At 65.0% G+C, this 10,488-nt stretch carries 9 protein-coding genes and 1 pseudogene; 7 read left to right on the top strand and 3 right to left on the bottom strand.

What is annotated here, in order from left to right:
* The 3 genes and pseudogenes from Mlute_RS11970 to Mlute_RS11980 form a co-directional block, all read right to left on the bottom strand.
* Nucleotides 1-346: pseudogene (locus tag Mlute_RS11970) on the bottom strand (SPOR domain-containing protein); the annotation flags it as partial.
* A gap of 9 nt (nt 347-355) precedes the next feature.
* Nucleotides 356-1,792 carry a tetratricopeptide repeat protein gene (locus Mlute_RS11975; protein WP_119360862.1) on the bottom strand — a complete coding sequence of 479 codons (1,437 nt, stop codon included), beginning with the start codon at nt 1,790-1,792 and terminating at the stop codon, nt 356-358.
* A gap of 252 nt (nt 1,793-2,044) precedes the next feature.
* Nucleotides 2,045-2,818, bottom strand: a complete 774-nt coding sequence (locus Mlute_RS11980) for a tRNA (adenine-N1)-methyltransferase (RefSeq protein ID WP_119360863.1) — start codon at nt 2,816-2,818, stop codon at nt 2,045-2,047.
* A gap of 26 nt (nt 2,819-2,844) precedes the next feature.
* Here Mlute_RS11980 and Mlute_RS11985 point away from each other — a divergent pair, with 26 nt between their 5' ends.
* The 7 genes from Mlute_RS11985 to Mlute_RS12015 form a co-directional block, all read left to right on the top strand.
* Nucleotides 2,845-3,846 (top strand): sensor histidine kinase, encoded by a 1,002-nt coding sequence (locus Mlute_RS11985; RefSeq protein WP_119360864.1) that lies wholly within the window; start codon nt 2,845-2,847, stop codon nt 3,844-3,846.
* Nucleotides 3,847-4,024: 178 nt separating this feature from the next.
* Nucleotides 4,025-4,489 carry a type II secretion system protein gene (locus Mlute_RS11990; protein WP_119360865.1) on the top strand — a complete coding sequence of 155 codons (465 nt, stop codon included), beginning with the start codon at nt 4,025-4,027 and terminating at the stop codon, nt 4,487-4,489.
* On the top strand, nt 4,486-4,962 hold the full coding sequence (locus Mlute_RS11995) for a type II secretion system protein (protein WP_119360866.1): 477 nt from the start codon (nt 4,486-4,488) through the stop codon (nt 4,960-4,962). The genes Mlute_RS11990 and Mlute_RS11995 overlap by 4 nt, the downstream gene beginning before the upstream one ends.
* 11 nt (nt 4,963-4,973) lie before the next feature.
* Nucleotides 4,974-5,840 carry a hypothetical protein gene (locus Mlute_RS12000; RefSeq protein WP_119360867.1) on the top strand — a complete coding sequence of 289 codons (867 nt, stop codon included), beginning with the start codon at nt 4,974-4,976 and terminating at the stop codon, nt 5,838-5,840.
* Nucleotides 5,837-7,738, top strand: coding sequence for a DUF4900 domain-containing protein (locus Mlute_RS12005; protein WP_245958957.1), 1,902 nt, complete (start codon nt 5,837-5,839; stop codon nt 7,736-7,738). Before Mlute_RS12000 ends, Mlute_RS12005 begins: the two co-directional genes overlap by 4 nt.
* Nucleotides 7,739-7,792: 54 nt before the next feature.
* A complete protein-coding gene (locus tag Mlute_RS12010; RefSeq protein ID WP_119360869.1) occupies nt 7,793-8,371 on the top strand; it encodes a response regulator transcription factor in 579 nt (192 codons plus the stop codon).
* 59 nt (nt 8,372-8,430) lie between these two features.
* The coding region (locus Mlute_RS12015) for a septum site-determining protein MinC (RefSeq protein WP_119360870.1) at nt 8,431-10,488 on the top strand (2,058 nt) is incomplete at its 3' end.

Raw genomic sequence — 10,488 nt, forward strand, 5'->3', positions numbered from 1 at the left:
GGGGTTGGGAGGGGAAGGTTGCCACAGGGGCTTTGGGGGCCTCCGACGGGCTGGGCCTGCTGCTCACCTGAGGGGGAACCGGCACGGGCTTGCTGGCCTGGGGGATGGGTTGCACCGTTACCACCGGCTCGCTTTGGGTTTTTTCGGCCGGGGTCGGGTTGGGCGGCGTGACCGGTTGGGGTTGGACTGGGGCCGTCTGCGGTGGGGTGGGCTGGGCGGGTGGGGCAGAAGGTTGCTGCCCCGCGAAGGGGTTCACCCCGGTCAGGAAGAGCACCACCCCGGCCATAATGAGGGCCACCAGGAGGAAAATCAACGCGTCAAGCCAGTTTGTGCGAAGCCAACCCATGCCAACAATCTACCGCAGGAGTTCACGCGCAGGGGCGTAGCCCAGCTCGGCGGAGCGCTGCCAGGCCCGGCGGGCCTCGGCGTTGCGCCCCAGCGAGCGCAGCGCTAAGCCCAGGTTGTACCAGGCCACCGGGTTGCGGTTGTCCAGGGCTACCGCTTGGGAGAGCACCCGCTCGGCATCGGAGTAGCGGCCCGCCGAGTAGAGGGCAGCGCCTAGGTTGGCCGCGGTGGCCGCGCTGGGGGCCAGGCTTTGGGCCCGCTCGAGCGAAGCGGCGGCAGCGGCGTAGTCTTTTAGGTTGAACTGGGAGACCCCTAGAAGGAACCAGGCCTCAGCGTTGTCGGGTTTTTGTTGGGTGAGCTGGGAGAGCAGCTCCACCGCCTCGCTGTAGCGGCGCAAGGTGTAGGCCGACTTGCCCTGTAGGAAGAGGGCCTCAAGCCGCTCATTGCCCTGGCTTAGGCGGGCGGCCATGGCAGCAAAACGCCCCGCCTCGGCGGCCTGGCCCAGCCGGTCGTAGGCGGTGGCCAGGCCCAGCAAGACCCGGGGCTCCTCGGGGTTTTGCGCGTAGGCGTTTTGGAAAGACTCCAATGCTCCCCTGGCGTTGCCCTCCCGCAGCCGGGCCACCCCCAGGTTGTAGTGGGCGGCCCAGAGCTTGGGATCAAGGCGCACCGCCTCCTGCAGCGAGGCGGTCTGCTCACGGTCCTGCTGCAGGGTGGACTTTTTGAGGAGGAGCTGGGCTCGAGCGCTGTTGTCCTGGGCAGCCTCTAGACCTCGGTCAATTTCCCGCAGGGCCCGCTGGGGCAGGCCTTGGGCCACGTAGATATCGGCTATCTGGGAGATGGCCTGGGTGTTGCCGGGTTCGCGGCTGATTATCTGGTAGAGCACCGGGAGGGCTTCTAGGGGTTTTCCAGCCCGCACCAGGCTGTCGGCCAGCAGCGAGGTTAGCTCGGGGTCGCCGGGCAGCTTTTCCAGGCCCCTTCGGGCCGCGTTGGCCGCGGCCTCGTGCTGCCCTTGGCTGCGCAGGGCCTTTACCTGGCCCACATAGGCCGGTTTGAGATCAGCGGGGCCCAGGTTGGCCTTTTCACCCACCTCTACAGCCTTGGCGAAAGCCTCGGCGGCCTCGGCGGCCTGCCCTTGCCGGTCGCGCACCACCCCTAGGTTGAACCATCCCTCAAAGCGGTTGGGGTCCAGCACGGTGAGCTGGGTGAACTCAAAAGCCGCGCCCCGCAGGTCGCCTAACCGATAGAGGGCCAAGCCCAGCCCAAAGTGGGCGCTGTAGTTGGTGAAGTCGCGCGCGATGACCGCCTCAAACCCTTGCACAGCCTCGTTCAGCCGTCCGGCCTCGAGGGCGGCTTGGGCCTGCTGCAAGGTTTGCTGGGCCGCGGCCTGGTTTTGCTGTGCCGAGGCCAGCGAAAGAACCACAAGCGCCGCGCACAAAAGGTGTTTCATAGCCTCTCCTTCAGGTTAGCCATTGTGGCCTATTCTAGCATGTGAAGCTTGCGCACAAGCGAAAAACGACCTGCCCCCAGGTTCTTGGTGGGCGCCCAACCCAAACCCTTGTAGAACAGGTCTTTGGGGTCCGGGTTTTGGCGATGCCCAAGGCGCTGGGGTGTGTGGGGTGCCGGCTTTGTCTGCTAAACCTGAGCTTTTCGCAAGACAGGCCCATACGCGCTGAGCTTGGACGTTAGGGCCCCTGTTCGCTCAGCTGGTGTGGATGCGCCGGAGCTGTACCAAAAACGCAGTGTGCCCCACCTGCTGGAACCTGGGGTGGGCTACCGGCGGCCGCAGGTCCCACTCCCGGTGGAGCACCTCGAGGGTGCGCTCGTGCAGGTAGGGAAGCTGTTCGGTTTCAATGGCTTGCAGGAGGGTGATTACCTGGGTGAGGTTGGGCAGGTAGCAGGCCAGGAAGCGATCCGGCTTGAGGGCTGGGGTGATGGCCGGCAGGGCTTTCCATGGTTCCATCATGTCCAGGGCCACGGCATCAAAGAACCCGGGGGGCAGCTCGCTTTCGGCCAGGTCGGCCAGGGTCCAAACCACATTGCCCCAATTCTCGTAGGCCTCGAGGTTGCGCCGGGCTTGGGCCTGGTGTTTGGCCCGTGCCTCGTAGCTGTAGACCTGGCCTGTGGGCCCTACCGCCCGAGCCAGGAAGAGGGTCAGCCCCCCCGAGCCCGAGCCCGCCTCCAGTACGCGCATTCCTGGGGCCAGGTCCAGCAACAAACAGAGGGTGATGGCGTCCTTGGGGTAGGTGGGGGTAGTGGCGCGGGGCATCTTGAGCACGTAGTCCTCGAGGCTGGGCCGATGCACGGTAAAGACCTCCCCGTGGGGGGTCACCACCTTTCCCCCAGGTCCTGCGGCCCGAAGGTCTTCGTGGCGAATCAGCCCGCGGTGGTAATGGAAGGCCCCACCCTCTTGAAGGCGAAAAAGGTAGGTGCGGCCTTGCCGGTCCTGCAGCAGGGCCAGGTCGCCAAAGTCCATGGGCTTTAGGGTAATAGACTTAGGCCATGCCGCTCAAGCGCCAGCTAGCCTGGGTTATCGGCCTTCTGGCCTTTGTTCCCAACCTGGTGGTGGTGCTGCCTTTTTTGTTTTCTTCCGAGGGGCCGTTTGGGTTGGGGCGGGTTTTCCTGCTGCTTTGGTTGTTGGCGCTTGCAGGGCTTGCCGCCTTGGCGGGCTATGGATTGGCCAGCGCTCTGTTGCGCTCGGTGGACGAGCTTACCCGCAGCCTGCGCTACCTACGGGGCAGCGGCCGCACCCTGGCCGAGCTGAGCCTGCCTACCCCAAAGGAACCCCCGCCGCCCGAAATTGCCCAGCTCAGAGAAGGTTTTGAGGAGCTGCTGGCCTACTTGCGGGAGCTTTTGGAGGCCCGCGAGGCCACCTATGCGGCCCTGACCCATGACCTCAAGACCCCTTTGCTGGCCGCTTTGCGCAGCCTAGAGTACCTGGAAGAAGCCGACCGAATAGGCCCTGTGAGGCGTAAAGAGCTACTGAGAACCCTGCGGGACGAGCTTTACCGTAGCTACTTGTTGGTGGAGAACCTGCTTGTGGCCAGCCGTCTGGAGACCCGCCGGGTTCAGCCAGAGGCCCTCAACCTGCGCTCCATCTTGGAAGACTTCCGTTTGCGCTACGCCCCGCAGGCCGCCCAGCGTGGGCTGCGGATCGAGATCGAAGGGGCCGGTCAGGCTCGAGGGGAGCGGCTCCTGCTCGAGCGGGCCCTGGCTAACTTGGTGGACAACGCCCTGCGCCACGCCAGAAGCCGGGTGGTGCTCCGGGCGGGGGAGGGGTGGCTCGAGGTGGAGGATGATGGGCCGGGGCTTCCTGATAGCCTGGAGGTACTCTCTCAGCCCTTTCGCAGTCAGCGCCTGCGGGGGGTGCGGGCCGGGAGCGCTGGGCTTGGCCTCTATGTGGCCCGGCGGGTGGCCGAGGCCCACGGCGGTCGATTGGAGAACCTGGGCACCCCTGGCCAGGGCAGCCGGCTGCGCATCTGGATAGAGCCTATGAGGCCTTAGGCCTTATGGCAGGTTGTGAGATTTGCACATAAGGGGCTGAGCTGCCCGCCTTGGGAAAGCGGCCTTCTGAACGGGGGCTGCTCCGGCGAGGGTCGTGGCTCCTTTGACCTAACGTAACGGAATACCCCCCATTTGGGGGTTTTGCTGCCCTCAAAAGGCCCCCCAAACTTAGGAGGCTATGTGGGGACCTATTCACCGACCGCTTCGCTCTGCAGGGGGGTTTACCCTGCTCGAGCTAATCGTGGTCATGGCCATCCTGGGAGTGGCCATAGGCGTTGGTTTTGCCCAGGTGCGCAACCTGGCCCAGCGCCAGCAGGCCTTGGCCACGGTAGAGCAAATTCGCCAGCTTTTCTGGCAGGGGGCCACCGCAGCGGCCAGCCGGGGGGGGACCAACTTTTTGCTGGTCCGCAGCGGCAACGTGCTCAGGGTGCAGTCCCAGGCCGATGGCAGCGTCTTGCGCAGCGTCACCCTTCCCTCGGGGGTGAGCTGCAGCCTGAGCGAGGGCACCCTGGCCACCTTCACCTCCCCTGGCAAGGTGATCTTCTCCAGCAGCTTTCCTGCCAACCGCCAGTTCACCGTTTCGGCCAATGGCCAGACCTTTACCCTTACCGCCACCCTAATCGGGGAGGTGCGCCGGCAATGAGGAACCAGGGCCTTACCTTCGTAGAGGTTATTGTGGCTGCCGGAGCGCTGGCGGTGGTGCTGGGATTTTTCACCACCTTGCTGGTGGGCAACATGCGCCAGACCACCATCGTGGGGGCCCGCGCTCAGGCCAATCAGATCGGTGTCTTCCTCGGGCGGCAGATACTCGAGGCCGACGACCGGGCTCTGCCTGCAGAGGGCCAGAGCCTTAGCTGGGGCTACGGCCAGCTCAACGACGCCAGCATCGGTTTTGCCACCCTGACCCAGGAGCGGCAGTTTGGCAACATTGCCCTGTACCGGGCCAGCATAACCAACCAAGGGGCCCCCTCCTGGGCAGGAAGCGGCTGGCAGATTAGCCAGTACCGCATTGAGGTGTGCTGGCAGAGCCCCGAGGGGGAGCGCTGCGTGCAACAGAGCATCATTGGGCCCGCCCCAGCCCTGGCGGGCAGCGAAGTGGTGACCAACATCAACTGAGGGAGGAGACCTTGCGAACCCACGCTTTTACCGTGCTCGAGCTTCTATTGGCCCTGTTGGTGCTGGTGGTGGTCATGGCCATGGCCTTTAGCACCAGCGTCCAGGGGCTCCAGCTCAACCAGTCCAACGAGGCCATCAGCACAGCCCAGAACAAGGCCCGCCGGGTGTTGGAAGTGCTGAGCCAGGACCTGCGCACCTCCGCTTTTGCGGTGATTACCAATGCCCCCTTCAACAGCAACACCACCGGCATCTCCTTTGCGCAGGTTGCGGGGGGGGCCGGCTACACCGTCAGCGCGATCTCGGGGTCTAGCTTTACCCTGGTGAGCAACTCCTCCACGCTGAGTGGGGAGATTCCAGCGGGAAGCCGCTTGCTGCTCATAGATGGGAACGGCAACGTGGTGGTGACCCGTGTTGGCAGCGCTCCGGTGGCCAGCGGCCTTAACCTCTACACCGTTGTGACCACCTGCGCCAACCTGCCCATCAGCCTGACCACCCAGACCCTGGCCTCGGTGGTCAGCCTCCTGGGCTACAGCTACGATGCTGCGAACCGCAAGCTGGTGTACCAGGCCCAAGGGGATGCCGCCCCCACCGATGTGGCCTACGACATAAGCGAGTTCCGCATTGACTACGTTTACCGAAAGCGTACCGGCTCTACCCTGAGCGAGGAGCGCAACCCAAGCGGATACCTGGTCAACAACCAGGTGCGGACCTACTTCACCAGCGGGGGCTCGGAGTACGCCCTGCGACGGGTGCAGTTTACCCTGGGGGTCCAAGTGCCCCTGCGGGGCCGCACCGTTGAGCGCACCTATACCGGCCAGGTGGACATGATCAATGCCCTTTACTACGACGCTAAGGTGGTGAGCCTATGCAATCCATGAAGCGACCCCAAGGCATCGCCATGGTGGTGGCCCTGACCATCATCCTGGTGCTGAGCGTGGTGAGCGGGCTGGTCTTCACCCGTACCATGAACGACCTGCGCACCAGCCGGGACAACACCGCCCTCGCCCAGGCGGTCAACCTGGCCCGCGGGGGTGCGGTGGCCGCCTCGGCCTTGCTGTCCAACGAGGTGCGGGCCAGCTTGGAGACCCTGGTGCGCTCGGCCAACCCAAGCGTGGGAGGGATTAGCACCAGCGACATCTGGTACTACGGGGGGAACGACGTGCTGCCCAACCCGGCCACGGTGGCCTCCCGCCTTTCCCTGCTGGCTGACAGCCTCCAGGCCAGCGTTAACAACCTGATCTGTAACCAGAACTTCGCGCCGGATGGCTCAGGGGCTACCGTGCAGGTGCGCATCTACTTTGTGAGGACCTCGGTCTGTGGCCAGCCCTTCCCTGCCGGGGCTGAGCTGCCATCGGGCTACGTGGTGGACAACGACAACAACCCCGCCACGCCCCTGACCCGCCAGACCCAGGGTTACGCCCTGCCCTATGTAATGGTGGTGACAGCCTCCCCGGGCACCCCCTACCAACGCAACGTGCTGGTGCAAGGGGAGTACCGCTTCTTGCTGACCAACGGCAGCTTCGCTCGCTATGCGCTCTTCACCAACCGCCACCGCACCAAGTCCAATTCCGCGGTTTGGTTTACCAGCGGTACCCTCTTTGATGGTCCGGTACATACCAACGAACGCTTTCGCTTCTCCTTCAACCCCTGGTTCGGGGGCTACGTAACCAGCGCAGGCTGCACCGACGCGGGGGTGAGCGGATGCAACGGCAGCACCAGCCCGGGGGCGTTCTTTGGCTCAGGCAGCAGCACCACCTTTCTCTCCCCATCCCAGATGACCAACCCCAACGCCCCTTCCTGGACCAGTGGGGGGGTGACCCACGCGCCAACCTTTGACGGCAACCCCAAAGTGAACTGGCAGGAGCCGTTTATCCCCATGCCGGCCAACGCCCAGAACCAGCGCGACGCCGCTGTAGCGGGAGGGCTGTACATTAACTCTGGTGTGGCCAGGCTTACCCTGTACGCGGGGGATGCCAATGGGACAACCCCCACCTGCAACAGCTCGGGGGTCTGCACCCCGGCTACCTCGCCCTACCAGTACATTGAGGTTTGCCGCACCGCATCCTGCACCGGCACCGACCGCGAGCTTTACCGCTACGGCTCGGATGGAGCGCTCTACCGCTGGGTGGGTAGCTCGTGGCTCTTGGTGCGGCCCAGCTTCAACGGGGTGATTTTTGCTGAGGGGAGCATTGACAACCTCACCGGTCCGGCCCGTGCCAGCAGCAGCAACCCCAATACTGCTCCCCCAGCGCTGGCCTCCTTCGCGCAGATCACCGTGGTCAACGCCGGGAGTGGGAGGAACATCCAGATACGGGGCGACCTCAAGTACCAGAGCCCGGCCTGCAGCGGCACCCCGACCCGCAGCGGGAACACGGTCGTCCGACCCACCTGCAACAACCTCTCCGCCGACAACATCCTAGGGGTCTACAGCCAAGACGGGGACATCCTACTGGGCAACGGCACCGACAACTCCCTGCAGGACCTCACCATCCATGGGGTGCTTATGGCCTCCAGGGGTGAGGTGACCGTCCAGAACTACGCCAGCATTGACCCCAGGGGAGCGATTCGCCTGCAGGGCGGTATCATCCAGTACACCTACGGGGCCTTTGGGCAGTTCAACAGCTCAACTGGTCAGATGGTGAGTGGCTACGCCCGGCAGTTCACCTACGACCCCCGGATGCAGGACCGCGCACCCCCCTTCTTCCCCACCACCGGGGTGGTTCAGGTGAGTGTGGCCACCCCCCTGAGCTTCGGCCAGCGCGAGCAGGTGTACTAGGGCTTTTCCCTACGGCTACCCCAGCCCTTTGGGTTTTGGGGTAGTCTGTTTTTAATGCGCCTTTTGGTCGCCGACGACCATCCCCTATTCCGCATGGGCCTGCGGGTTGCCTTGGAGCGGGAGGGGTTCAGCGTGGTGGGGGAGGCCGCCGATGGACATGAAGCGGTGGAGCAGGGTTTGGCGCTTTTGCCTGATGGAGTGTTGCTGGATGTGCGGATGCCCAAGATGGACGGAATCGCCGCCACTAAGGCCCTGCGGGAAGGAGGGTACCGGGGGCTTATTGCCCTTTTGACCACCTTTAGCGAGCCGGTGCTGGTCCAGCAGGCTGCCTATGCCGGGGCGGATGCCTACTGGTCAAAGGAGCTGCCGCCGGAGGTGCTGGCCGAGCGGTTGCGCCGGCTCGAGCGGGGCTTAGAACCCCGCCTGAGGGCCCCCGAGCTGCCCCGGCTTTCTCCCAGAGAGCAGCAGGTGCTGGCCTGGATGGCCCAGGGGCTTTCCACCAAGGAGATGGCCCGCCTCATGGGGATTTCCCCGGAAACGGTCAAAGACCACCTGGTGGGCCTGTACGACAAGCTGGGGGTGCGCAACCGGGTGGAGGCCCTGGAGCGGGCCCGGGCGCTGGGCCTGCTCTAGGTGGTGGGCGGGGCTGCTATAGTGGAGGTGGCGTTACGTGTCTATTCCGGAGGTTTCCCATGCGCATCCCCCGAGGAATCACCTTGGTTTCCACATTGGTTTTCCTTTTTATTGTGGTGATTGTGGTGAGCATAGCCGCCCTCACCTCCCTCAGCAACCGTCGCAACGCCCAGTACGCCTTGCGCACCTCGCAGGCCCAGTTCATTGCTGAGGCTGGCCTCGAGCGGGCAGTGGTTCGGTTCTGGTACCAGGCCCTAGAACAGGCCACCTCGCCCAGCGTGGTTGCGTACCGTCAGGCCCTGGACGGGATGGGCCTGGCCGATGGGGGAACCCTCCGGATGGAGGGAAACCTGGGGGATGAGGGCCGCTTTGAGGTGCTGGTTTCCCGGCGGGACACCGCTCGCTCGGGTGAGCCCCAGGTTGAGCTGGTGGTCATCTCCACCGGAACCCTCTCCGACGGCACCACCCGCCGGCTGCGCCAGGTTTTTCGCGTGACCTACGCCCCTTTTCCCTTTGAGTACGCTCTTTTGACCAACAAGGCCGACTGCGTTTTCTGCCACCTGGAGGCCCGCAGCATGGACGCCTTCCGGGGCGAGCCCCGCCCCGACGACCCCAGCACCTGGTGGCGGCGGGTGAAGGTGGGGGTGCTGGAGGACCTGGTCACCCGGGACGATCAGGAGGTCGGGGGGGTGCACGGGCCCCTCCTCGTCCGGGGGGAGGTGCGCCGGCAGTACGGTGGAGGGGCTGGCCTTTCCAGCCGTTACTACACCACCCTCGAGCCCGGCCAGACCCAGATTCGCTCCACTACCCGCATGCCCCCCACTGCTGCCGACTGCTCGATCCCCAGCAACTGCGCCACCCCCCAGAACCTCTACCTCAACTACCCCACCAGCCGCGACCTGGCCCGCTTCGGGGGCCGCTTTCCCGACGGTGAGCTGCCCGACTCGTTTCCCCTGCCAATTCCCGATGCCAACGGGAACCGCCAGATTGATGACCAGGAGTGGCTCAGCGAGGTACGCTCGAGCCTACAAGGCCGCAACGAGAGCTACACCGCCGGCCGGATTGAAGCGGCGGCGGTGGTCAATCCCAGCGCCATCGCCTGGCCTGGAGGCTCTGGTGTGCAAACGCTTGATTCAGCGGCGCTGGGCCTTTCCCGCAGCAACGTCATCCTGGATGGTTCGGTTAGGCCCATTACCCTAAGCGGTACGATCTTCGTCAACGGGGACGTGGTCATCCGGGGCCGGGTGCGGGGCAACGGCACCCTCCTGGCCCGGGGCAACGTCTATGTGCTGGGCGACCTGGTCTACGACTGCGGCCAGGGGGAGGCCCTGCAGGACTGCGACTACCGCGACCCTAGCCAACTCCCCCAGCTCAACCTAATTGCCGGGGGGAACATCCTGATGGGGGACTTTTTGAGCGTGGATACCTTCCAGGCCACCGACCTCAACCTGCTGGGGACCAACCGCCTGCAGCGGCCTATGAGTGAGTGCATGGCCAACCCCGCCCAGGCGGGGTGCGGAAGCGGTGCAGAAAGGGTAGGGTACCGGCCCAACCTGACCCTCACCGAGGTGGCCAACTTCAACCGCAGCGAGCTGCAGCGCTGGCTGCGGGACAACAGCTACCGCCCGCGCTTCTACACCTACGGCGAGGACACGGTGTACTTCACCACCGGTTGCGAACATGACCCCCAGGCCTACAGGAGCTACAGGGCCCTGCGGGCCGGGGAGGAGGAGGTTTCGCTTTGCGGCCAGCGGCTGAACCTGGCCAACGCGGGGACCATCCTGAACCAGGCCGCCCGTTATGAGCTTATCTCGGCGGTGTTCGGCCAGACTGCTTTGAAGCAGCTTTGGGATGAGAGCGTGAGGAGCCGCCCGGCTGGGGCCTTCCGCACGGATGGCCTTTTGTACTCGGCCAACGCCATATTCAGCGTTATTCAGAACGGGCGGGGTTACAACCTGGGAGGCCGATGGGACCTGCGCGGGGCGTTGGTGGCCGCCGATGTGGGGGTGCTGGCCCCGGTCAAGCTGGACATCTACCACGACAGCCGCCTGCGCCCCCGGGTTCTTGGGGGGCAGCGGGCCCAGCTCATCCGGGGGGTCTGGGAGGTGGTGGGGCAG

This window comes from Meiothermus luteus (assembly GCF_003574085.1).
GTDB lineage: Bacteria > Deinococcota > Deinococci > Deinococcales > Thermaceae > Meiothermus > Meiothermus luteus.

Bases quoted from the DNA above. Each gene is read 5' to 3' on its own strand.
- Mlute_RS11975 (WP_119360862.1), bottom strand. From the start codon at position 1,792: ATGAAACACCTTTTGTGCGCGGCGCTTGTGGTTCTTTCGCTGGCCTCG.
- Mlute_RS11980 (WP_119360863.1), bottom strand. From the start codon at position 2,818: ATGGACTTTGGCGACCTGGCCCTGCTGCAGGACCGGCAAGGCCGCACC.
- Mlute_RS11985 (WP_119360864.1), top strand. From the start codon at position 2,845: ATGCCGCTCAAGCGCCAGCTAGCCTGGGTTATCGGCCTTCTGGCCTTT.
- Mlute_RS11990 (WP_119360865.1), top strand. From the start codon at position 4,025: ATGTGGGGACCTATTCACCGACCGCTTCGCTCTGCAGGGGGGTTTACC.
- Mlute_RS11995 (WP_119360866.1), top strand. From the start codon at position 4,486: ATGAGGAACCAGGGCCTTACCTTCGTAGAGGTTATTGTGGCTGCCGGA.
- Mlute_RS12005 (WP_245958957.1), top strand. From the start codon at position 5,837: ATGAAGCGACCCCAAGGCATCGCCATGGTGGTGGCCCTGACCATCATC.
- Mlute_RS12010 (WP_119360869.1), top strand. From the start codon at position 7,793: ATGCGCCTTTTGGTCGCCGACGACCATCCCCTATTCCGCATGGGCCTG.